Below are 21867 nucleotides of genomic sequence, written 5' to 3' on the forward strand. Positions count from 1 at the left end.
GGCAACCCCACCCCAGCCCTCCCCTACTTCGCAGGGGAGGGAGCGCATCTTGGCTAGTATCAAGTTGTACCAACTTGTCATGCTGTTAGACGAGCAGCGGTGTAGTGGTAGGGTGGAATGAAATCCCAGCTTTCCATGACTTAGGAATGCCAGAAGTTCGTTCCAACGCGCCCAAAGAGCCGTTTGATGCGAAAGAGTTGTCCTGTGCGATGCAATCAATGGCCGCTTCGCGGGCACGACGGGTGCGCCGGCTCCACGCGATAGCGCTCCAGCGCATCCCCCAGCATCTCCTTGAGCGGGCCAAGGTACGCCGCGTACTTCGTCCACTGGTCGAGGCCATCGCGGAAGATCGGCCGGCGCACCTGTTCGGAACTGGCCGTGCGCACGCTGCGCTCGGTCTGGTGGAACGCCAGGCAGCTCGCTTCGAATGGCAGGCGGCAGAAATCGAGGATGCGGCGTACGTTGCCTTCGAGATCCTCGACCACGTCTTCGTGATAGACGCGTAGCACGCGGCCCGGCAGCACCTCGTCCCAGTGCTGCATCAGGTCGAGATAGGTGCGGTAGTAACGCGCGATGTCCTCGATGCTATAGGTGAACTCCTGGCCGGTGGCAAAAAGCTGCTTGAAGTTGCTGAAGCAGCAGGCCATGGGTTCGCGCCGTGCGTCGATGATCTTCGCGTTCGGCAACATCAGGTGGATCAGGCCCAGGTGCCGGAAATTGTTCGGCATCTTGTCGATGAAGAACGGCTTGCCGCTGCGGTAGATGTGCGTGTCGTGCAGGTATTTTTCGCCGAGCTTGCGAAAGTCTTCCGGCTGCATCCCCGCAAGCACGCCGGGATAGCGCGGGTCGTCCAGATTCGGATCGCGCCCTTGCAGGTCGAGCACGATGCGAGGAATGTCGGCCAGCTCCTGCGTGCCTTCGACCTGCGAATGCGAGGCGAGGATCTGCTCGATCAAGGTGGAACCGGCGCGCGGCAGGCCGACGATGAAAATGGGATCGGGGCTTGGATCGCCCGCGCCCGCGCGGCTGGCCAGGAACTGGCGCGTACACACTTCGATCTGCTTGCGTGTATTGGTTTCGATGATCTCCGGGCGGTAGCGACTTTCGGAGCGCTTGAGCGCATTGCCCTGTTCGTAATGGCGCCACGATGCGGCGTAGTCGCCGCGGTCTTCCAGCGCCTTGCCGAGCGCAAAACAGAGATGGTAGCGATCGACCAGCGGCGTCTCCGGCGCCGCCTCCTCCACGCGCATGCATGCGATTTCATCGTCGGAAAAGCGGTAGGTCTTTAGGTTGGCCAAACTCCAATAGGCATCGCCAAAATGGGGACGTGCCGAGGTCGCCGCGCGATAGGCATCGATCGCTTCGGCCTGGCGGCCTTGGGTCTTCAGCGAATGGGCCAGCGACAGATGCAGGTCTGCCGCAGCGGGCAGCTCGCGCAGCAGTTGCCGATACAGCGTGATCGCGCGCTCGTGTTCGCCCAGGCCAACGCTCGCGCTGGCGTAGAGCGTGCGATAGTCGAGATGCGCGGGATCGACGGCGAGCAGCTTTTCGATCTCTTCGCAGGCGCGCGGGTACAAGTGCCGCTCGAACAGCACGCATGCGTAGTCGTAACGTGCCGCGCGATAATCCGGTGCGATCTTGAGCACGGCCTCCAGCAGGATTTCGGCGTCGTCGAGCACATCGCGCGCCAAGCCGATGCGCGCGAGCAGACGCATGGCTTCGACATCGTTGCCCACGCGCAGCAAATACGCACGGATGAGGTGTTCCGCCGGCTCAAGATCACCATCCGAGAACAGGCTGGTGACCTGGACGACTTCAGGCGCCAGGCGCTTGAGCGTGGCGACGTGCGACGCCGCCGTCGCCGCGTTGGCGGTATCGCCCACCATGCGATACAAGCCGTCGAGCATATGCCAACTCGAGGGCAACGCTGGATTGATGTTGACGGCACGCAACAAGGCGTCGATGGCATGGGCTGCATCGCGCATGGCCACGTAGCAAAGGCCACGTTCCTCATGCAGGCGGCTGAAGTGGGGATAGCCCAGTTCCAGGCGCCCCAGTGTCGCCAGCGCCGCGTCGAGCTGTCCGAGATAGCGCTGGCTTTTGGCGATCAGGTGCAGCACATCGCGATGGTCGGGCGCATGCGCGGCCAATGACTGCGCCGCCTGCAAGGCCTGCGCATGCTGGCCCTGCTTCTGCAGCTCGCGGATACGCTGGATGTCCTGCTCCAGGGTGGTTTCTGTCGCCGTGGTGCTCATGCATAAGACCTTAAAAAAAAGGGGTGGGCTTGCGCCCACCCCATTCTACTTTCCTGCCTAGCGGAGCAAGACGGGTAGATCAGAACTTGTAGCCGAACTTCACACCCAGCACGCGCGGGCGCAGCGGCACTTCCGACTTGATGAACTGGGCCGAGGAGGTGAACACACTCGCGTGGCTGTTGCCCAGGTTGGTGCCGTACAGCGCGACGTTCCAGGCATCCTTGGCAACGCCGATCGACGCATCGAAGGTGGTGTAGGCGGCCTGCAGGTAACGCAGTTCCACCGTGGTGACGTTCGTCACGCCCTCGCCACTGGGATAGGTCGCCGGCTGGTTGTACATCGAACCGGTGTAGTTGGCGCCGACCTGCCAGAAGGCCTTGTAGCCGCCGTTGAACGTCCAGTCGTAGCGCAGGCGCATATTGGCCTGCGAGCGCGGCGAGAAGGCCGGCGTGCTGCCCACCACGCCGAACGGATTGGCGAACGCCGTTTCCGCGCCGACGGCACCGGTCTCCACGATGCACTGCTGATAGTTGGGCGACTTAGCGATGTTGTCCACCAGGCACGGCGAGTTGGTCTGCTTGGCATGGTTGAGCGAACCGGAGCCGATCAGCGACAGGCCATCGGTGATCCGCGCATGCCACTGCAGTTCCAGGCCGTCCACCTTGTAGTTCGGCCCATTGACCGCAAAGGTGGTGTTGCCCAGCACCAGCGGGTTGAAGAACTGCATCTGCACGTTGTCCCACCGCATGTCGTACAGGGAGCCGTTGAGCAGCAGGCGGTCGTTGAAGAACGTGGTCTTGAAGCCGATTTCGTTGTTGGTCAGCGTATCGGGCGCGTAGCTGATCGGTTTCTGGTATTGCGCCTGGCCGTCAAGTTTCGCCACGCCGCTGGTCGTGCGGTTGAAACCGCCGGGACGGAAGCCTTGCGAGAAGGTGTAGTACACCATGGCATCCGGCGTGATGTGGTACTCCACGTTCGCACGGCTCTTGAAGCCGTGATACGTGGTGCGGTAGTTCATCGCCGTGTCGTTGCCCACGTACGTTCCATTGGCCACGTTCACCTGGGCGGGCGTGGTGTAGAACTCGGTACCATTCTGCCATTCGGAGTAATGGTAGTAACGCGTGCCGCCGGTGACGGTCAGCACATCCGGGATGATGTCGTACGACACCGAGCCGAACACCGCTTCCTGCTTGTAGCCGCGCTGCTCGACTTCGCCGAACGCCGTGCCGGGGGGTAGTTGCACACCCGGCGAGGACATCGCATTGGCGACGCAGGGCGCGCCGCCGAGCAGCGCGGTGGTGAGGTTGTCCGGCGTACACGACGGGATCGTCGTGTAGTTGAAGTCCATGTGGTCGACGATGTTGAAGTTTTCGTAGTACAGGCCGCCGATGGCGCGCAGGCGATAGTCGTCCGGCGTACTCAGGCGGATTTCATGCGTCTGGTGCGTGCTGGCGACATGGTCGTTCCAGTAACCGACCGGCGAATAGCAGACCGGCTTGCCGGCGCTGGACAAGCCAGCCGAGGTGCCGGTGCAGGCGTAGTACAGGCCGCCCGCGCTGCGCGAGTAGTTGGTGTAGTCCTGCTGTTCGCTGATGTGGCGATTGGTGTAGCCGCCGGTGTACACCAGCGAGAGGTCGCCGATCTGGCCGTTCACGGTCCAGGCGGAGTTGGAGAAATGGTCTTTGTTCCAGCCCGGCACGAACGCGGTGATCTGGTCGGTGCCAAGCGGCTGGCCATCGGAGCCCACCGGATACGTCGAAGACTGCCCCTGGGCATCCAGATCCTGGTAGCTCTCGGTGATCAGCGCATTCCAGTTGTCGTTGATCTGCCACGCGGCGGAGAGGCGGGCACCCTGGTAGGTGACCGGGTTCCAGTCGCTCTGGGCCACGGCATAGTTGTTGGCCACTGGCGTAACGCCGGCAGCCACGTAAGGCGCTGCAGCACCACCGCCATCCGTGGCGCGACGGGTGAAGGTGCTCGGTACGTTGTCGATGTAGCCGCCCTGGCGTTCACTGTAGATGACGCCACGCACCGCCAAGGTGTTGGGAATGATCGGTAGATTGAGCACCGCGCTGGCCGAATTGTTCGGCGAGCCGCCGGCGGTCGTGCCTACGCTGGCTTCCACGTTGCCGCTCGCCTTGCTCAGATCCGGCTTGTTGGTGATGTAGCGCACCGCACCCGCTTCGGCGCCGCCGCCAAACAGCGTGCCCTGCGGGCCTTCGAGCACTTCGACGCGCTCCATGTCGGCCATGTAGATGTCGAGATTGCGCGCGGGGAACTGCATCGACTGGTCGTCGAGATAAACCGCCACGTTCGGGAACGGTGCGATCGATGCGCTGGACTGGTTGCCGAGGAACCCGGTGCTCAGGCCACGCATGTAGATGTTGCCCTGGCCTGGGCCATTGGCGGCGAAGGTGACGTTGGGCAGGTATTTGATCAGGTCGTTGAACGACACGATGTTCTGCTGCTGCAAAGTCTGGGCGGTGAAGGCCTGCAGCGTGATCGGCACGTCCTGCATGTCTTCGGCCGTGCGCTGCGCGGTAACGGTCACCACGCCGAGCATGGAGGCCTGGGCCGATGCCGTTTTGTTGTTGCTCGGCTGCGCCGGCTGGCTGGCCGCGGCCGGCTGGGTAGTCGGAGCGGGTTGGGTCGCGTCATCGGCGTAGGACACACGACTCACCGCGAGCGCGGCCAGCACCGCGCAGGTGATTGGATTGATCTTCAAGGTGGTATCCCCCAAGGGTGTTATTGCCGGAAAGCGCCGGCACAAAGGCCTGAGACTGCCATCGCGAAAGATTAGAGTGCGGCGATGAAACGCTTATGACGTGGTCTAGCCAAGTTCGCTGGCTGTCTATGTCTTTTCGTTACGGCGGCGAGCGAAGCGGACAGGTGCATGCGCAACGACGTGCGCACGAAATTGCGATCGACGCCTTTAGGGATGCTCTGATTAATTCAGCGTGGGTCGCAGGGGCTCTGAGTGTTCGCAGAGCACAGGGCCATCGGCGAAGGCAGACTGGCGGTCTGTCGAGACGATGGACCGAAGCTATGCGGACACTCAGGGCCCCTGCGGCCTGCGATGGATTAAATCAGAGCATCCTTAGGGATGCGCCGAACAAGACGATCAGAACGCGCGCGCGCCGCTCACCCACACGTTGCGCACGATCGGCAGGCCATCCACGGCGCGCATGCGCACCACGTCGGCACGCAGGCCGGCCTTGAGCGAACCGCGATCATCAAAGCCGAGCGCCTTGGCCGGATTGCGGCTGACCGTCGCCATCGCCTTGGGCATCGTCCAGCCGGCCTGGGTGTGCAGCATGAATGCGCCATGCAAAAGACTGGCTGGCACATAGTCGGAGGACAGCATGTCCAGCCGATTGGTGCGCGCCAGGTCCAGTGCCGCAACATTGCCGGAGTGCGAGCCGCCACGAACGACATTGGGTGCGCCCATGACAGTGGCAAGGCCGCGTGCATGCGCGGCATCGGCCGCTTCCTGGGTGGTGGGAAATTCCGAAATCGTCACGCCGATGCGGTGCGCATGCGCCACCTGTTGCGTGTCCGTATCGTCGTGGCTGGCCAGCACCATGTTGCGGCCCTGCATCATGGCCAGCACGATGTTTTCGTGTTTCGCGCTGTATTGCGCCTGCTGCTCGATACGGCGTGTCACCACGTCGGCAAATTCGTCTTCCGTCCAGCTCATGTGGTTCTTGCTGTAGTACTTGCGGTATTGCGCCAGGTCGCGGTATTGGCGCTGGCCCGGGGTGTGGTCCATCAGCGAAATCAGCCGCACGCTGCCGTGGTTCATCAATGGCTCCAGCGCTTCGATCAGGCGCGGATAAGCCAGCTCGCAGCGCAGGTGAATCCAATGGTCCGCCCGCAGTGCACCGGTCGCCTGCCCTTGCAGGATGGCATCGTAAGTGCTGCGCAAGGTTTCGATGCGCACGCTTTCTTCTTCCAGGTCGCCGACCGACAAGGCATCGAATACGGTGGTGATGCCGGCGGCGGCCACTTGCGCATCATGCGTCAGCACGGCGGGAATCGATGGCCAGATCACCCCGGCGCGCGGCATCAGGTGTTTTTCCAGGTTGTCGGTATGCAACTCCACCAGGCCAGGAATGATGTAGTCGCCGTCGCAATCGATCGCGCCCGGCGCTTGCGTCGAACCGTCCTCCACCAGGCGGATCATGCCGTTACGCGCGATCAGCGTGCCGTGAAGCATGCCGTCATCCAGCACGATGCGCGCGTTGGTCAAAACAAGATCGTTCATGGTCATCTCAACGAAGGTGGTCGGCGGTATGCGAACGGTTGCAGCGGTACGTCATGCGGCTTCCAGTGCTTGCATCGGGAACAGGCGCGTCGCGACGCGATCGCGCATGTCCTCGTCGTGAAAAATGCCGAGCACGGCCGAGCCGGCGCCGCGCGCTTCGGCCAGCAGTTCAGCCACGATGGCACGGTTGTCGGCATCGAGCGACGCCGTCGGCTCGTCCAACAGCAGGATCGGGCGCGGCACGATCAGGCCGCGCGCAATGTTCACGCGCTGCTGTTCGCCACCGGAAAATGTGCCGGGCGGAAGCTGCCAGAGGCGTTCGGGCACGTTCAGGCGATCCAGCAGATAAGCCGCCCGGCGCCGCGCCTGCTGCATGTCGAGGCCCAGCTCCACCAGCGGTTCGGCCACGATATCCAGCGCCGGCACGCGCGGAATCACACGCAGAAACTGGCTGACGTAACCCAGCGTATGACGGCGCACGTCCAGCACCTCATGCGGCGTCGCCTTGGCCAGATCCAGCCAGCGATCCTGGTGCCGCACGCGTACGGCGCCGCGACTGGGCCGGTAATTGGCATAGATCACCCGCAGCAAGCTGCTCTTGCCGGCACCCGACGGACCGGACAACACCACGCATTCGCCGGCGTGCAACTGCAGGTCGAGCCCACGCAGCACATCCAGGCGCGCGCCCTGCTGCTGATGCAATTGGAACGATTTGTTGAGGCCGCGCAGTTCAAGCATCAGGGTGGTGGTTGTGCTCATGTGGTCAGCACCGAGGAAACCAGCAATTGCGTGTAGGGATGTTGCGGGTCGTCGAGAATCTGATCGGTAAGGCCGGTTTCGACCACGCGGCCGCGCTGCATCACCATCGTGCGCGCGGCCAGCAGACGCGCTACGGCAAGATCGTGCGTCACCATCACGGCGGCCAGGCCCAGCTCGTTCACCAGCCGCCGCAAAAGATCGAGAATGCGCGCCTGCACGGATACGTCCAGACCGGCGGTCGGCTCGTCCATGAACACCAGGCGCGGTTGTGTGACCAGCGTGCGCGCAATCTGCAGGCGTTGCTGCATGCCGCCGGAAAAACTGGTGGGCGCATCGTCGATGCGCGAGGGATCGATCTCCACCCGCTCCAGCCAGTGGCTGGCCAGCTGGCGCAGTTGGCTGTAGTGGCGCATGCCCAGCGCCATCAAGCGTTCGGCGACGTTGGCGCCCGCGCTCACGTTCAAGCGCAGACCATCGCGCGGATTCTGGGTGACGAAACCCCATTCCTCGCGCGCCAGGCGGCGCCGGTCCGCTTCGCTGAGCGCGGCAAGCTCCAGCCATTCGCCGTTGCGCTGGCGATAGCGCACACTGCCGGCAGCAGGCGTGAGCTGCGCGGCCACGGCGTTGAGCAGCGTGGATTTGCCCGAACCGGATTCACCGACGATGCACAGCAGTTCGCCCGGATGCAGATCGAAGCTCACGTCCTCGCAGCCCACGCGTTGTCCATAGTGCAGGCTCAGCTGGCGCACTTGCAGCAACGCGCTCATGCGGCGGCCTCCGCGCGACGGCCATGGCAGTAATCGGTATCGGAGCATACGAACATGCGCGTACCGCGATCATCCACCACCACTTCATCCAGATAACTTTCGCCGGAGCCGCACAGTTCGCACTGCTGCTCCCAGCGCTGGAGCTCGAACGGATGATCGTCGAACGCCAGGCTTTCCACCCGCGTGTACGGAGGAATGGCGTAGAGGCGTTTTTCGCGCCCGGCACCGAACAGCATCAATGCCGGCGAGCGGTCGAGCTTGGGATTGTCGAACTTCGGGATAGGCGACGGCGAGGTCAGAAAACGGCCGTCGACCAGTACCGGGTAGTCGTAGCTGGTGGCGATATGTCCGTACTGCGCGATGTCTTCGTACAACTTCACATGCATCAATCCGTAATCGGCCAGGGCGTGCAAGGTGCGCGTTTCCGCTTCGCGCGCTTCCAGGGTGCGCAGCGGCTCGGGTTCCGGCACCTGAAACACTAGGATCTGATCTTCCCGCAGCGATGTTTCAGGAATGCGGTGGCGGGTCTGGATCAGGGTGGCGTCGGCGGTGTGCTCCGTCGTTGCCACTCCGGCTACGCGCGAGAAAAAGCGGCGGATGTTCACCGCATTGGTGGTGTCGTCGGCACCTTGGTCGATCACCTTCAGTACGTCGTCAGGCCCGAGCAAGGCGGCCGTGACCTGGATGCCGCCGGTACCCCAGCCGTAGGGCAAGGGCATTTCGCGGCTGCCGAACGGCACCTGATAGCCGGGAATCGCCACCGCCTTCAGCAGCGCGCGGCGCAGCATGCGCTTGGTGTCTTCGTCGAGGAAGGCGAAGTTGTAGTGCGGTGTCATGCCGGCACTCCTCCCGCAATGCTGCGCGGCGGCTGCTCGGTGTCCTCGGCGTGCTGGGCGGCCAAGGTACGCAACAGCGAGAGTTCCGCCTGGAAATCCACGTAATGCGGCAGTTTCAGGTGCTGCACGAAACCGGACGCTTCCACGCTGTCCGAATGCGACAGCACGAATTCCTGGTTCTGCGCCGGGGCATGATTCGCTTCGCCCAGCTCCTCGCAGCGCAGGGCGCGATCGACCAGCGCCATCGACATGGCCTTGCGCTCGCCCTCGCCCATGCTCAAGCCGTATCCGCGCGTGAATTGCGGCGGCGTGCCGTTGCCGCCATGGAATTGATTGATCATCTGGCACTCGGTAAGCGTGATCGCGCCGATTTCGATCGGAAAGCCCAGCTCGTCGGGGCATATCACGACGTCCACCTCGCCCATGCGGATTTCACCGGCGAACGGATGGTTTTCCGCATAGCCGCGCTGGGTGGAATAGGCCATGCCAAGCAGAAAGCCCTCGTCGCCACGCGCAAGATTTTGCAGGCGCGTGGCGCGATCGGCCGGAAAGCTCAGCGGCTCGCGCGTGAGATCCAGCGGTTCCGGATCGCCGCCGGGTTCGCTGCGTTCGATCAGGGCTTCGGCATCGAGCAGGTCGAGTACGCGCGGCATGCATGCGGGCAGCGGCGTGTCGGCGGGGGTGACCGGCTTTACGGGCGCAGCGTCGAAGTCGAGCAGTCGCTGGGTGTAGTCGTAGGTGGGGCCCAGCACCTGGCCGCCGGGAATGTCCTTGAAGGTGCCCGAGACGCGGCGCCGCACCCGCATGGCGGAGGTGTCCAGCGGCCGCGTGTAGCCGAAGCGTGGCAAGGTCGTGCGGTAAGCGCGCAGCAGGAAGATCGCTTCGAGCATGTCGCCCGCCGCCTGGCGGATGGCCAGCGCGGCCAGCTCTTCGTCGTACAGCGAGCCTTCCTGCATCACGCGCGCGACGCCGAGGCGAAGTTGCTGGCGAATCTGCGCCAGTTCCAGTTCCGGCACGGCCGTATCACCGCGGCGGGCTTCGGCCAGCAACTCCAGCGAACGTGCGATGGCTTGTTCGCCACCTTTGACGGCAACGTACATTCAAGCCTCCAGCAGGCGAGTCGTGCGCGGCATGGCGACCACGTGTTGAGAGGCGACGAAATACAGATCCAGGCCAAGCGGCAGCTGCGCGGAAAGTGCGGCACGCTGCTGCCAGAAATCGTCGGGCAGGCCATCGATGCCCAGCGTGGCGGTGTCAGGGATGCCGGGACCGGCGAAGCGCAGGCCACGATCGGTGCGAAAGCCCTTGACCTGCACGATCAGGCTGGCCGAGCGATCGGGATAGCGCGGATCGCCATGGGCGTGATCGGCCAAGGCGGGCATCGATGCGGGATCGTCGATCAGCGCGAAGTCCGCCTGCCGCGGCTGGTCGACCACCCGCAAGCCGGTGTGGAAGCGCAGGTGGTCGAGGGTTTGCGCATCGGCGCGCTGCAACCACACTGCCGTCGCGGCATCGCAAAGCGTCAACATGATCGCCATCGCTTCCGGCGCCACCGGCGCGGGCGATGGCGGCAAAACCGGCAAGCGGCGCGGCGCGGCCGGGCGAGCCATGGCCTGCAGCAGCTCGCGGAACGTGCGCTGGCTGTCGAACACGGGATCGGCAAAGGCGGCCAGCATCATTCGCCGCGCACCACGGTAAAGAATTCCACCTTGCTGGCGGCAGCCTTGCGGCTGGCCGCTTCGCGTCGCTGGTCGAGCGCCTGGCGCAGCGGCTCGATCACCTGCTGGCGCACGCGCGGCGCCTGCGCCGGATCCTGCATCAGCGCATCCGCGAACGCCGCCAGTTCGGCATGGCGCGCCTGGCTGCCGCGCACCCACGCGTGGCCGATGCGCTCGCCTACCTGCACGCTGCAGCGGGTCACGGTGACTTCGCCGACGTTGAACTGCGGACCGGTACCGCCCACCCGGCCACGCAGCATGTACAAGCCGGTCTGGGCCGGGCGCAGCCAGGCCGTATCGGGCGGCGGTGCAAACGCATCCATCGCCGCGGCGAGTTCGGCCGGATCGGCCTGGGCCAGCAGCGACATCCATTGCGCGCGCGCCAAGTGGGGGGGGGTGTCCATGCGCATTCCTAGGCTTGTCACAAATATCTAGTTATCTAGACAGGTTCGGGCGCGGATGGCGCGCCCGTTGCCAGGCATTGCAGCAGGCCAGCGTGCCGTTCCCATGACGGTGATTAGACAGGTTGAGGACGTGGTATGAGCGAAATCGAACGCGGACGGGGCGTGGCGCTATGGAGCCAGATCAGCGGCATCCTGGCGGCGGACATCCTCAAGGGCCAGCTGCGCCAGGGCGAGCAGCTGCCGTCGGCGCAAGAGCTGGCCGCGCGCTTCAACGTCAACCGCCACACCGTGCGCCGCGCCATCGCCGCCCTCGAGCAACGCAACCTGGTACGTACCGAGCAGGGCCGCGGCACCTTTGTGCAGGAACAGACGCTGGATTACGTGATCAGCCGTCGTACGCGCTTCACGCAGAACATGCGCAACCTCAATGTCGAAGCGGACATGGAATATCTGGAAGACGCGCGCGAGCTGCCGCCGCCGCCGGTGGCGCAGGCGCTGGGGCTGGATCGCAACGAATACGTCTACCGCATCGAAACACTGGACCGCGCCGATGGCCACATCGTTTGCCACTGCACGGCCTATTTTCCTGCCGCACGCTTTGTCGGATTGCCCGCGGTGTATCGCCGGCTGCATTCGGTAACACGCACGCTCGCGGAATTTGGCGTCGCCGATTACGAACGCAAGCACACCCGCGTCTCGGCGCGCCTGCCGGATACGACGACGGCCCGCCTGATGAAACAGCCGACCAGCCGGCCCGTGCTCTACGTGCAATCGATCAACGCCGATCCGCGCGGCGTCCCGGTGCAATATGGCATCACGCGCTTTTCCGGCGATTGGGTGCAGCTGGTGCTGATGGCGGATCACTGATGCGTTATGCCGTGTATTTCTGCCCGGCCGCCGGCAGCGCGCTGGAGGCTTTCGGGCGCGAGTGGCTGTCGCTGCAAGCGCTTCCCGGCGTGGCCGCGCAGCGCTTGCGCGCCTTGACCGCCAACGTGCGCCGTTACGGCTGGCACGCCACGCTGTGCGCGCCCTTTGCGCTGGCCGAACGAGCCAGCTACGACGAGGTGCGCCAAAACGTGGCCGATATCGCCCAACGCACGCCGCCGTTCGCCCTGTCCTTGCATCTGGATCGGCTCGGGGGTTTTCTGGCCTTGCGCCCGACCGGCGACGAAACGCCCGCCTGGATGCTGGCCGAACGCTGCGTGCGGCGGCTCAATGCGCTGCGTGCGCCGGTGAGCGAGGAGGCATGGCAGCGCCGAGCGGGAAAACTCGATGCGGTCGAGCGCGATCTGTTTCGCCAATTCGGCTACCCGTACGTGCTGGATCGCTATCGATTCCACCTGACGTTGTGCGCACCAGCCAGCGAAGAAGAGGAGCGCGCCTTGCAGGCATGGTTATCGCCCAAGGCCGCGCGCCTGCCGCCGGTACATATCGATACGCTGACGATTTGCCGGGAAACCGAGCCCGGACAACCGTTCAAGCAAGTCGAACGCTTGTCGCTTGGTGCGGGAGCACGCGCATGAGCAAGGGTCATCTGTACTATGTGATGGGTCCCTCCGGCGCCGGCAAAGACAGTGTGCTGGGCTGGGTCCGCGAGCATGGCGCCGCTTACGGCGTGGTCTGCGCGCATCGCTACATCACCCGCCCGGCGCACGCAGGTGGCGAAAATCACGTGGCGCTGAGCGAAACGGAGTTCGAGTCACGCGAGCAACGCGGGCTGTTCGCGCTCACCTGGCAGGCGCACGGACTGCGCTACGGTATCGGCAATGAAGTGACGCATTGGTTGATGCGCGGTGCAGACGTGCTGGTCAACGGCTCGCGTGGCGCATTTGGCATGGCCTGCGAACGGTTTCCGGCCCTGCGGCCAGTGCTGATTACCGCCAGCCCCGAGGCGATCGCGAACCGTCTGGCCGCGCGCGGGCGCGAATCGGCAGCAGACATTGGCGCACGGATTGCCCGCGTAACCGCCTATCCGATACCGCATGGCAGTGTAGTGATCCGCAATGACGGCTGTCTTGCGGATGCGGGTTCACGCTTGCTGCAAGTCATCCGGGAACATGCCGGTGAAAGTTCTGACTTTCTCGCGGACGCTTGAGGCTGTGACGGCATCCCAGCCCGCGTCAGGCTGCGGCCGGCACCGCAAGCGGCGCTTTCGAACGCCGCGCTTTTTCGTAGAAGTAAACCGCGGAGACCAGCGTAATGCCCATGCCGATGCTCGACAGGGTCATCAACGTATCGGCGTAGAAGGAGGCCCACGAAAGATGCATGCCGCCGAATTCCTTCAGCAGGATCACCAACACGCTGCCCATGTAGCCGCTGCTGTCGGCGATGTACATGACGAAGCCTACGTTGGCGGTGACGCGGAACGTCGCCAGCATGCGCTCGAAGAAGGTGGCGTTGTACGGCACGTACGCGAGATAAAGGCCGAAACCGCTGAAACCGACCCAGGCCAACGGATCGATCATGCCGTGGCGATGCAGCCAGGTGCTGAGCACGGCGATGGCAAAGCCGCTGAAAATCAGCACGTGATTGAGCATCAGCGCCTTGAGGTTGTCGCGCACGGCCATGGTTAATGCGGTGATGATCAAGACGGCGATGGCGATCGGCACTTCGGTCTCGGTAAACACGGAAGCATCGCCGCCACGACCAAGATCGCTCCAGATCTCCACTGCAAAGTTGTCGCGGAAATCGCGCGTCACCGTGAGCGCGACGTAGGCGATCACGATCATCACAATGCCGCCAAGGAAGCGTGCGAGAAAAGCGCGGCGCGTAGACGCATCCATCGGCATGCGCGCGCTGCGCGCGGCGACGTCGGCCGCATCGGGGGCGGGCAAGTGTTCGAGGATCCAGGTACCCAGATACAGCGGCAGAATGAACAGAAGACCGGTGGCAAACGGCATCCAGAATTCGCTCACGTGCCAGCTTTCCATCAGCCACACGCCTACCGTTTTCACCACGCCCGATCCGACGATAAAGCTGGCGCACATGCACGCGCCCATCAATTCGGTGCCGCGGCGCCCTTCCAGGTAACCGAAGATGACGCCCCACACCATGCCCAGCGGCAAGCCGTTGAGAAAAAGAAACGGCACGTTCCACGGCGCCGGTACCAGCGCGAAACCGAGCAGGGCCAGCCACGAAAACCCGATCAAGCCCGCCAGCGTACGCGCTCGGCGATGGCGCTGGATTTCCGCGATCCAGGTAACGCCGCGCACCTTGCTCAGCATGTAGCCCATCACCTGCGCGATGACCAGCCATACCTTGTAATCGATACCGGCCAGATGCAGGCCTTCGAACGAGGCCGCCGTGAACGGTTTGCGGAAGGCATACATCGATGCATAGGCCAGGAACGCAGCGCTGCCGGCCAGCAGGTTGATCGCCATCGGATGGCGGATACGCGATAGATACGACACGACACCTACCCAACTGGTGGCCACAACCATGTCAGGCAGGATGAAGGGCAGAGGTTACAGTCGCATGGCGGTTGCTAGCTGCCGAAGGCCGTCGGCACAGGGGGCTTGACGTGGACGCCTGGAGCGCGTGCCAGCCTACGCCAGCGCCGTGCCGTTGGTTTCGATCACCTTCGCATAAAATTTCGCCGACGCCTTGGGCGTGCGCGTCAGGCTGGCGTAATCCACGTGATACAGGCCGAACCGCTTGGCGAAGCCCAGCGACCATTCCAGGTTATCCAGCAGCGACCACGCGTAATAGCCTTTGAGGTTGATGCCGTCTTCGATGCATTGGTGCAGCGTGCGCAAATGCTTGCGCAGATAGGCCACGCGCAATGGATCCTCTACCACCTCGCCTTCCGCTACCGGTGGATCGTAGAAAGCTGCGCCGTTTTCGGTAACGTACAGCGGCAGATCGCCGTAGCGGTGTTTGAACCACATCAGCGTATCGGCCAGCCCCTGCTCGTAGACTTCCCAACCGGTTTCGGTATGCGTGGCATGGTGCTGCCGCACGCGCGAGGCCCGGCATGGGTAGCCCTGCTCGTCATGCTTCACCACGGAGCGTGTGTAGTAGTTGATGCCTACGAAGTCGACCGGTTGCCGCGTGAGCTGGAAATCATCGGCGGGAAAATCGGGCCAGGCGTCGCCAAAAATGTCCTTCAACGCCGGCGGATACGAACCGAGCAAGGCCGGATCGGCGAACTGCTCGTTCATGTAGGCATGCGCACGCTGCGCTGCGGCTTCGTCATCCGGCCGCTGCGAAGCCGGGTACTTCGGCTCGATATTGAACACCACGCCGATCTCGTGCCGTCCCACTGCGCGATACGCCTGGATCCCCGCGCCGCTGGCGCGCATCAGGTTATGCGCAGCGATGGGCGCTTCGTATTTGCTGCGATGTCCAGGCGCAAGCACGCCATGCAGATAGCCGCCATCGGTCACCACCCACGGCTCGTTGATGGTGGACCAGCGCTGTACCCGGCCATCCAAGGCCTTGAACACCACACTGGCGTAGTCGGCAAACCAGTGCGCGCTATCGCGGTTCAACCATCCGCCACGGTCGTCGAGCGCCGCCGGCAAATCCCAGTGGAACAGCGTGACGTTGGGCTGGATGCCATGCTGGAGCAACTCATCGACCAGGCGGGAGTAGAAATCCAGTCCTTTCTGGTTCACCCGACCGGTGCCTTCCGGCAGCACGCGCGCCCATGCCACGCTGAAGCGGTAGCTGTGCAGGCCGAGCGCCCGCATCAACTGCACGTCCTCCTTATAGCGGCGGTAATGGTCGCAAGCGGTGTCGCCATGATCGCCGTTAGCCATCATGCCGGGCGTATGCGCAAAGCGCTGCCAGATGCTTGGGCCCGCACCATCGGCCAAGGGCGAGCCTTCGATCTGGTAGGCCGAGGTGGCTGCGCCCCAAATAAAACCGTCCGGGAAACGGTAGCGGCTCATGATGCGAAACTCTCCATGCCGCAACGCGGCTTGATGTAATCGATTACGCTGGGAGAATAGCCCAACGCTGCAGGCCAATGGGGCAATGCATTTCGATGGCGACGGTCAGTCTTGAGCAGGTGCGCAAGGTCTATCCCAACGGCCATGTCGGCGTCGACGCTGCCAGCTTCGATATCGCCGATGGCGAATTGCTGGTGCTGGTGGGCCCTTCGGGCTGTGGCAAGACCACGCTGCTGAGGATGATTGCCGGGCTGGAATCGATCTCTTCCGGTACCTTGCGCATCGACGGCCGCGTGGTCAACGAGGTGGCGCCGAAGGATCGCGACATCGCGATGGTGTTCCAGAACTACGCGCTGTATCCGCATATGACGGTCGCGGAAAATCTCGGCTTTGGACTGCAACTGCGCGGCATGCCCAAGGCGGAGATCGCGCGGCGCGTGAGCGAAGCGGCGCAATTGCTTGAGCTGGCGCAGCGCCTGGATGCGAAGCCGGCTGCCTTGTCCGGCGGCCAGCGCCAGCGCGTGGCGCTGGGGCGTGCGCTGGTGCGCGAGCCGAAGGTATTTCTGCTGGACGAGCCGCTGTCCAACCTCGACGCCAGGCTGCGCCTGACGATGCGCGTGGAGATCGCGCGGCTGCATCGGCGCCTGGGCACCACCACCATCTACGTCACGCACGATCAGGTGGAAGCGATGACGCTGGGCGAGCGCATCGTGGTGCTGGATGGCGGCAGGGTTCAACAGATCGACACGCCGATGCGGCTGTATGAGAAACCGGCCAATCTGTTCGTGGCCGGCTTTGTAGGCTCGCCTGCGATGAACCTGCTGCGCGGCACGTTGCAGCGTCAGGCGGGGTGGCAGTTGGTGATGCCGCACGCCGTGTTGCCGCTGGGCGACTTGCCGACGCAGGCGGCTGCGCTGGCGCCATGGCAGGATCGCGCCATCGTGCTCGGCGTGCGCCCGGAACATCTGCAACCCGCAACGCCGCAGGCAAGTGTGTTCGAAGCACAGCTGGAAGTGATCGAGCCGGTGGGCAACGAGGTGTTCCTCAACCTGCGCTTCGGCGAGCAGGCGATCGTTTCGCGCGTGCCGCCGCAACAGTTGCCTGCATCGTGCAGCAGCTTGCCGATGGGCCTGGATACGCAACGCCTGCATTTTTTTGATGCCGACAGCGGCCTGCGGATTGGATAGGGCGGTGCGCATTCAGCCTTTGACGCTGCCCAGCAGCAGCCCCTCCAGGTAATAGCGCTGCAAGGCCAGGAACAGCAGCAGCACCGGCACCACGGTGACCACCGAACCGGCCATCATCAGCTCGGTATCCGTGGCATGTTCGCGCGCCAGTGAAGCGAGACCGAGCGGCAGCGTGTAGTGTTCCTGCCCGGTCAGCACGATCAGCGGCCACATGAAGTCGTTCCAAGCGGTGAGGAAGGTGTAGATCGACAGCGTCACCATGATCGGCTTCAGCAACGGCAAGACGACGCGCACGAAGATGCGCAGCTCCCCTGCCCCGTCGATGCGCGCCGCTTCCAGCAGTTCGTCGGGAATGCCGCGCGCATACTGGCGCACCAGGAAGATACCGAACGCGCTTGCCATGGCCGGCACGATCACGCCGCCGTAATGGTTCACCAGCCCGATGGGCTTCAACAGCAGGAACAAAGGCAACATCGCCACCTGTGCAGGAATGGCCAGCATGCCGACCACGCCTTTGAATAACGCATCGCGTCCGGCAAAGCGCAGCTTGGCGAACGCATAGCCGGCCATCAGGTTGAACGCGAGCGAAAGAACGGTAATGGCGGTGGATACCAGCAAGCTGTTGAGCCAATAACGGCCCATGCCTGCGCGCAGGAACAATTCCCGATAGTTATGCAGCGTAGCCTGCGCGGGCAGCAGCGGCGGCGGCAAGTTGCTGGCTTCGCCCGGCTGCATCAGCGAGACGGACACCATCCACAGCATGGGAAACAGCGCGACGAGGGCGCCGCCGATGAGCAGGCCGTTGATCAACGCCTTGGCCAAGCGCGGCGTCATGTACCGGCCTCCTTTCCTCCAACGCGCAGCATCAACTCCGACACCGCGAACATGATCGCGAACAACAGGAAGGCAATCGCCGAAGCGGCGCCCAGGTTCCACCACTTGAAGCCTTCGTCGTACATCAGATACAGCACGCTGACCGTGCTTTGCAGCGGACCGCCTTCGGTGATCACGTAGGGCTCCGCGAACAGCTGGAAATAACCGCAGACGGTAAGAATGCCGACCATCAACAGCGTCGGCGCGAGCATCGGCAGCGTGATGTGGCGGAACTGCCGCCAGGTCGAGGCACCGTCGATACGTGCCGCTTCGTGTAGCTCGGCCGGGATCGCCTGCAATCCGGCCAGCAAGATGATCATGTTGTAGCCGAAGTTTTTCCACACCGCGAACAGGATGATGGCCGGCATCGCCCAATGCGGATCGCCCAGCCAGTCGACCGGATGGATGCCGGCGCTGCCCAGCACCTCGTTCACCAGGCCGTACTTGGTGTTGAACAGATAGCGCCACACCACCGCTACCGCCACCACCGTCGTCACCACCGGCGCGAACAGGGCCGTGCGGAACAACGGTTTGCAGCGCGCCAACGGCGAATGCAGCAGCAAGGCCGCGCATAGGGAAACCAGCATCGACAGCGGCACCCCCACCGCCACGAAATAGACCGTATGCCCCAGCGCCGACCAGAACAGCGGGCGATGCAGCAACGCCCAATAGTTGTTCAACGCGACGAAACGCAAATTGTGGATATCGGCCAGTGCGTACAGGTCGTAATCGGTGAGACTCAAAGCGAACGCACCTGCCACCGGCAGCAGAAAGAACACGCCGAGCACGATGGCGGCAGGGGCAAGCAGCAACCAGGCCGCATGCTGGCGGTTCATAGGGCCTCACTCGCTGCGTGGCGGGCGTGATCGAGCATCCATCGCCGCTTTTCCAGGATGCGATCGGCGCGCCGGTCGATGTCGGCGGCAGCCTGGTCGATGGTGAGATCGCCCGCCACGGCTTGCGCCGCCACGAGCTGCATTTCGTTGGCGATCTGCTCCCATTCGGGTACGGGCGGCGTAGGCTTCAAGCGCTCCAGTTGCTCGCGAAACGCCTGGATTTTTGGATCGTTGCGCAGGCCGCCTTGGTTCCACGAACGCCGACGCGGCGGCATGTCGCCGAGCAGGTCGTAAAAGCGGCCTTGCACATCCGGGCGCGACAGATATTCGATCAGTTTCCAGGCAGCTTGTTTGTTTTTGGCCTTGCGGAAGATCACCAGGCTGGAACCGCCCGCCACCGATGCGCCAGGGCCCTCCGGCCCCGGTAGCGGCGCCGTGTTCCAGTCCGCCTGCTCTGCGGCGGGCAGGCGCTTGCGAAACTCGCCGATGTTCCAGGGTCCTGAAAAATAGAAGCTATACACACCGCGCCCGAATTCCTCCCACGGGTTGCCGGCCTCGATATTGGTGATCGGCGGTGCCTGATGCAGACGAAACGTGTCGACGTAGAACGTCAGGGCGCGCTTGAAGCCCGCGCTTTCAAAATTGCCATAGCGCCCACCGTCGCGCAGCAAAGGATCGGGCTGCTGCAAGGCCAGTGACATCAACTGTTCGTATTCGTTGGTCGGCAGCAGGATGCCGTAGACGCCGCGCTCCGGATGGCTCAGCGCGGCAAGCATGCGCCGCCATTGGGTCCAATCGCGCGGCGGCGCGTCGAAGCCGGCGGCTTTCAAAAGGTCGCTGCGATAGAACAGCAGGCGCGTGTCGACGTACCAGGGTATGCCGTAGAGCACGCCATCGTAGACATTGGTGGACCAGATGCTGGAAAAGTAATCGTCGGGGTGCACGACTGACGAATGCGCGACGCGCGTCTGCAGCGGTTCGAGCGCACCCAATGCGGCCAGTTCCGGCAGCCAGGTATTACCCAGTTGGGTCATGTCCGGCGTGGAGTCGCCGGCGAAAGCCGTCAGCAGTTTTTGATGCGCGGCGCTCAACGGCAGCTGCTGCAGCACGACGTGGATACCGGGATTTTCACGCTCGAATGCGGGCAGCAGTTGGGTGATGGCTTCGCCTTCGCGGCCGATGGTCCAGAAGGTGAGCGTGTGGGAGTCCGTCTGGGATGAACAGGCAGTGAGGCAAATAGCCATCGCCAGGGAAATCACGCAGCAAAGCGCAGCGCTCACCCTCGTCGCCCCGGCGAAAGCCGGGGCCCAGCGACTTTGGCTTGCCAAGACACGGGAGCCCGGCGACGAAGGCAAGGCAAGTTCTTTCACGTTCCCTCCAAGTGGCGAAACACGTGCGACCTAGTGTTGCTGGCCCAGCCATCCCCCGGTAAAACCTGCTCGCAACAAGCCCTTGCGGATATACGGATTCCTGCGCATCACCTTCCACACGAAACCACTGCGCCAGTTCTCGATCATCAACACGATTGGCCCCTGGTCGATGCCCAGTTGCTTGGTATCGAACCAGCCGTTGACGATATAGCGCCCCGCCTCCGTCGTCACCGCGCCGTCGAAACTGGGGTTGAAGGCGTCGACAAAACCATACTTGTCGTAGACGTTGTCGCCGTAGCGCTCTTTCATCGCTTGCAGCGCGGGAACTGCGATTTCCGGCGCAAAGGCAATGGAGCCCGCGGCCGCCGTGGGCGCGATGGTGCCGTCGTCCCTGATGTAGTCGAGTCCGGCACCGCGTGCGGAATAGCTGAAAAATTCGCGCGTGGCGCCGTCACTGGTTTTCATTTTGAGGTCGCCAGGACCGTCGCAGGCCGTCAAGCCCCAGATGTTTGCGCCGTAATCCTTCCAGTGTCCTGGATTGGCAATGGCATAGGCGCGCTGCGCGTAGGTTGCGCGGCGGCCGTTTTCAACATAATCCAGGCCGTGCGTGCGGCCCCATGCATCGCGAATGCCGCGGAAGTCCACCCAGGCTTCACTGTATTGATGGCCGAACAGCGGCGCGAAGTTGAGAAAAGTCTGCCCGTAGAACATGCCCCATTGCCTGGGATACGTGCTGGCCCACGCTGCCCAGGCCTGGTCGGAAATCGCATGCGTGGGCGAACCCAGCGCAAGGATGTAGATCAGCTTGCCTTCGTCGTAGCCCTTCCAGTCCGAATCGATGAACTTGCCGCCCGGCGTCCAGCCCATGCTGATCAGTGGCGCGCGGGGTTGCATCCAGGTCCAGTCGACGCGGCGGTAAATACCATCCGCCAGTGTACGGATTTCTTTTTCCTTGGGCGTATCGCGATCGTAATACGACTGCGCAAACAACACGCCGCCCAATAGCAGGGTGGTATCCACGCTCGACAGTTCGATCGCGCGCGTAAAGCGCTTGCCGGTACGCATGTCGAGGAAGTGGTAGAAAAACCCGTGATAGCCGGAGGCATCGTCCTCGCTGCCGTTTTGCGGCGCGTTGGCGAAGAAGCGTAACGTGGTCAGCGTGCGATCGACGGCCTGCTCGCGCGTTATGTAGCCACGCTCCACGCCGATGCCATAGGCGGTCAGGCCAAACCCGACGGACGCAATGCTGGAGAAGGAAGGCCCAGGATAGTGGTCCGGTATCAGCCCGTTGGCTGGATTGGCGCTATCCCAGAACCATTGAAACGTGCGCTGCTCCAGATCGGCCACCATGGCCTGCTGCGCTTTGGGAAGATGCCGGTAGTCGTACCTGGCCGTTTGCGCCGACGCTGGCGGCACGGCACCGCCACATAACACCCATACAGCAAGCAGAGCCTTCAGCGCAGTCTTGCGAACGAATGGTGATGTCATGGCGAGAGACTTTAAATCAAATATTCCGCGCAGAAAAAGTGGGTGAATCCCGGCAAGGAGAGGGTAAACCATGCCGGAATCCGCCGCAGACCGTCCTTGGTGGGCAAGAGCTAGAACTTTATGCCTAACGTCAGCTTGAGCTCACGCGGCGTGCCGAGGATGTTTCCGGTGGGGTTGTAGGCAGCCAATGGCTTGCCGAGCACGCCATTGGCGCCGTA

19 protein-coding genes are annotated in these 21867 nt (G+C 63.4%); 4 read left to right on the plus strand and 15 right to left on the minus strand.

Going from position 1 to position 21867, the window contains the following annotated elements; all coding sequences use genetic code 11:
• Positions 1-215: 215 nt before the first annotated feature.
• The 9 genes from VMA74_RS14020 to phnG all read right to left on the minus strand — a co-directional run bounded on the left by VMA74_RS14020 (position 216) and on the right by phnG (position 11003).
• Positions 216-2255 carry a sulfotransferase gene (locus VMA74_RS14020; RefSeq protein ID WP_325367981.1) on the minus strand — a complete coding sequence of 680 codons (2040 nt, stop codon included), beginning with the start codon at positions 2253-2255 and terminating at the stop codon, positions 216-218.
• A gap of 79 nt (positions 2256-2334) precedes the next feature.
• Positions 2335-4980, minus strand: coding sequence for a TonB-dependent receptor (locus tag VMA74_RS14025; RefSeq protein WP_325367983.1), 2646 nt, complete (start codon positions 4978-4980; stop codon positions 2335-2337).
• Between the two features lie 396 nt (positions 4981-5376).
• On the minus strand, positions 5377-6525 hold the full coding sequence (locus VMA74_RS14030) for an alpha-D-ribose 1-methylphosphonate 5-triphosphate diphosphatase (RefSeq protein ID WP_325367985.1): 1149 nt from the start codon (positions 6523-6525) through the stop codon (positions 5377-5379).
• Positions 6526-6570: 45 nt separating this feature from the next.
• Complete coding sequence (gene phnL / locus VMA74_RS14035; protein WP_325367987.1) at positions 6571-7278, minus strand: phosphonate C-P lyase system protein PhnL; 708 nt, start codon at positions 7276-7278, stop codon at positions 6571-6573.
• Positions 7275-8045, minus strand: coding sequence for a phosphonate C-P lyase system protein PhnK (gene phnK / locus VMA74_RS14040; RefSeq protein WP_325367989.1), 771 nt, complete (start codon positions 8043-8045; stop codon positions 7275-7277). The genes phnL and phnK overlap by 4 nt, the downstream gene beginning before the upstream one ends.
• Positions 8042-8881 (minus strand): alpha-D-ribose 1-methylphosphonate 5-phosphate C-P-lyase PhnJ, encoded by an 840-nt coding sequence (locus VMA74_RS14045; protein WP_325367991.1) that lies wholly within the window; start codon positions 8879-8881, stop codon positions 8042-8044. Before VMA74_RS14045 ends, phnK begins: the two co-directional genes overlap by 4 nt.
• Positions 8878-9981: a carbon-phosphorus lyase complex subunit PhnI gene (locus VMA74_RS14050; protein ID WP_325367993.1), complete on the minus strand. Its 1104-nt coding sequence runs from the start codon at positions 9979-9981 to the stop codon at positions 8878-8880. The genes VMA74_RS14045 and VMA74_RS14050 overlap by 4 nt, the downstream gene beginning before the upstream one ends.
• The gene (phnH, locus tag VMA74_RS14055; protein ID WP_325367995.1) at positions 9982-10560 is read right to left on the minus strand and encodes a phosphonate C-P lyase system protein PhnH; all 579 of its coding nucleotides are present in this window, start codon (positions 10558-10560) and stop codon (positions 9982-9984) included.
• A complete protein-coding gene (gene phnG, locus VMA74_RS14060; RefSeq protein WP_325367997.1) occupies positions 10557-11003 on the minus strand; it encodes a phosphonate C-P lyase system protein PhnG in 447 nt (148 codons plus the stop codon). The genes phnH and phnG overlap by 4 nt, the downstream gene beginning before the upstream one ends.
• Before the next feature lie 135 nt (positions 11004-11138).
• Between phnG and phnF the strand changes: the two genes are divergently transcribed.
• Genes phnF through phnN form a run of 3 tightly spaced genes read left to right on the plus strand, consistent with a single transcriptional unit; the run spans position 11139 to position 13098 of the window.
• Positions 11139-11870 (plus strand): phosphonate metabolism transcriptional regulator PhnF, encoded by a 732-nt coding sequence (phnF, locus tag VMA74_RS14065; RefSeq protein WP_325367999.1) that lies wholly within the window; start codon positions 11139-11141, stop codon positions 11868-11870.
• A complete protein-coding gene (locus VMA74_RS14070; RefSeq protein WP_325368001.1) occupies positions 11870-12526 on the plus strand; it encodes a DUF1045 domain-containing protein in 657 nt (218 codons plus the stop codon). Before phnF ends, VMA74_RS14070 begins: the two co-directional genes overlap by 1 nt.
• Complete coding sequence (gene phnN / locus VMA74_RS14075; RefSeq protein ID WP_325368002.1) at positions 12523-13098, plus strand: phosphonate metabolism protein/1,5-bisphosphokinase (PRPP-forming) PhnN; 576 nt, start codon at positions 12523-12525, stop codon at positions 13096-13098. The genes VMA74_RS14070 and phnN overlap by 4 nt, the downstream gene beginning before the upstream one ends.
• Positions 13099-13123: 25 nt before the next feature.
• Here phnN and VMA74_RS14080 read toward each other — a convergent pair whose 3' ends face one another.
• Complete coding sequence (locus VMA74_RS14080) at positions 13124-14413, minus strand: DUF5690 family protein (RefSeq protein ID WP_325368004.1); 1290 nt, start codon at positions 14411-14413, stop codon at positions 13124-13126.
• A gap of 135 nt (positions 14414-14548) precedes the next feature.
• On the minus strand, positions 14549-15895 hold the full coding sequence (locus VMA74_RS14085; protein WP_325368006.1) for a GH1 family beta-glucosidase: 1347 nt from the start codon (positions 15893-15895) through the stop codon (positions 14549-14551).
• Positions 15896-15990: 95 nt separating this feature from the next.
• On the opposite strand from VMA74_RS14085, the gene VMA74_RS14090 reads away from it, so the two are divergent.
• Positions 15991-17082 (plus strand): sn-glycerol-3-phosphate ABC transporter ATP-binding protein UgpC, encoded by a 1092-nt coding sequence (locus VMA74_RS14090; protein WP_325368008.1) that lies wholly within the window; start codon positions 15991-15993, stop codon positions 17080-17082.
• Positions 17083-17094: 12 nt separating this feature from the next.
• Here VMA74_RS14090 and VMA74_RS14095 read toward each other — a convergent pair whose 3' ends face one another.
• The 4 genes from VMA74_RS14095 to VMA74_RS14110 all read right to left on the minus strand — a co-directional run bounded on the left by VMA74_RS14095 (position 17095) and on the right by VMA74_RS14110 (position 21649).
• Positions 17095-17916 carry a carbohydrate ABC transporter permease gene (locus VMA74_RS14095; protein ID WP_325368010.1) on the minus strand — a complete coding sequence of 274 codons (822 nt, stop codon included), beginning with the start codon at positions 17914-17916 and terminating at the stop codon, positions 17095-17097.
• Positions 17913-18791 (minus strand): sugar ABC transporter permease, encoded by an 879-nt coding sequence (locus tag VMA74_RS14100; RefSeq protein WP_325368012.1) that lies wholly within the window; start codon positions 18789-18791, stop codon positions 17913-17915. Before VMA74_RS14100 ends, VMA74_RS14095 begins: the two co-directional genes overlap by 4 nt.
• A complete protein-coding gene (locus VMA74_RS14105; RefSeq protein WP_325368015.1) occupies positions 18788-20035 on the minus strand; it encodes a sugar ABC transporter substrate-binding protein in 1248 nt (415 codons plus the stop codon). Before VMA74_RS14105 ends, VMA74_RS14100 begins: the two co-directional genes overlap by 4 nt.
• A gap of 156 nt (positions 20036-20191) precedes the next feature.
• Positions 20192-21649, minus strand: coding sequence for a glucoamylase family protein (locus VMA74_RS14110; protein ID WP_325368013.1), 1458 nt, complete (start codon positions 21647-21649; stop codon positions 20192-20194).
• Positions 21650-21867 lie beyond the last annotated feature (218 nt).

The organism is Dyella sp., assembly GCF_035508675.1.
In the GTDB taxonomy this organism is placed as follows: domain Bacteria; phylum Pseudomonadota; class Gammaproteobacteria; order Xanthomonadales; family Rhodanobacteraceae; genus Dyella_B.

Excerpts from the sequence above, each read along its gene's own strand:
- VMA74_RS14020 (WP_325367981.1), bottom strand. The coding sequence starts at position 2,255 with ATGAGCACCACGGCGACAGAAACCACCCTGGAGCAGGACATCCAGCGT.
- VMA74_RS14030 (WP_325367985.1), bottom strand. The coding sequence starts at position 6,525 with ATGACCATGAACGATCTTGTTTTGACCAACGCGCGCATCGTGCTGGAT.
- phnL (WP_325367987.1), bottom strand. The coding sequence starts at position 7,278 with ATGAGCACAACCACCACCCTGATGCTTGAACTGCGCGGCCTCAACAAA.
- phnK (WP_325367989.1), bottom strand. The coding sequence starts at position 8,045 with ATGAGCGCGTTGCTGCAAGTGCGCCAGCTGAGCCTGCACTATGGACAA.
- VMA74_RS14045 (WP_325367991.1), bottom strand. The coding sequence starts at position 8,881 with ATGACACCGCACTACAACTTCGCCTTCCTCGACGAAGACACCAAGCGC.
- VMA74_RS14050 (WP_325367993.1), bottom strand. The coding sequence starts at position 9,981 with ATGTACGTTGCCGTCAAAGGTGGCGAACAAGCCATCGCACGTTCGCTG.
- phnH (WP_325367995.1), bottom strand. The coding sequence starts at position 10,560 with ATGATGCTGGCCGCCTTTGCCGATCCCGTGTTCGACAGCCAGCGCACG.
- phnG (WP_325367997.1), bottom strand. The coding sequence starts at position 11,003 with ATGGACACCCCCCCCCACTTGGCGCGCGCGCAATGGATGTCGCTGCTG.
- phnF (WP_325367999.1), top strand. The coding sequence starts at position 11,139 with ATGAGCGAAATCGAACGCGGACGGGGCGTGGCGCTATGGAGCCAGATC.
- VMA74_RS14070 (WP_325368001.1), top strand. The coding sequence starts at position 11,870 with ATGCGTTATGCCGTGTATTTCTGCCCGGCCGCCGGCAGCGCGCTGGAG.
- phnN (WP_325368002.1), top strand. The coding sequence starts at position 12,523 with ATGAGCAAGGGTCATCTGTACTATGTGATGGGTCCCTCCGGCGCCGGC.
- VMA74_RS14085 (WP_325368006.1), bottom strand. The coding sequence starts at position 15,895 with ATGAGCCGCTACCGTTTCCCGGACGGTTTTATTTGGGGCGCAGCCACC.
- VMA74_RS14090 (WP_325368008.1), top strand. The coding sequence starts at position 15,991 with ATGGCGACGGTCAGTCTTGAGCAGGTGCGCAAGGTCTATCCCAACGGC.
- VMA74_RS14095 (WP_325368010.1), bottom strand. The coding sequence starts at position 17,916 with ATGACGCCGCGCTTGGCCAAGGCGTTGATCAACGGCCTGCTCATCGGC.
- VMA74_RS14100 (WP_325368012.1), bottom strand. The coding sequence starts at position 18,791 with ATGAACCGCCAGCATGCGGCCTGGTTGCTGCTTGCCCCTGCCGCCATC.
- VMA74_RS14105 (WP_325368015.1), bottom strand. The coding sequence starts at position 20,035 with ATGGCTATTTGCCTCACTGCCTGTTCATCCCAGACGGACTCCCACACG.
- VMA74_RS14110 (WP_325368013.1), bottom strand. The coding sequence starts at position 21,649 with ATGACATCACCATTCGTTCGCAAGACTGCGCTGAAGGCTCTGCTTGCT.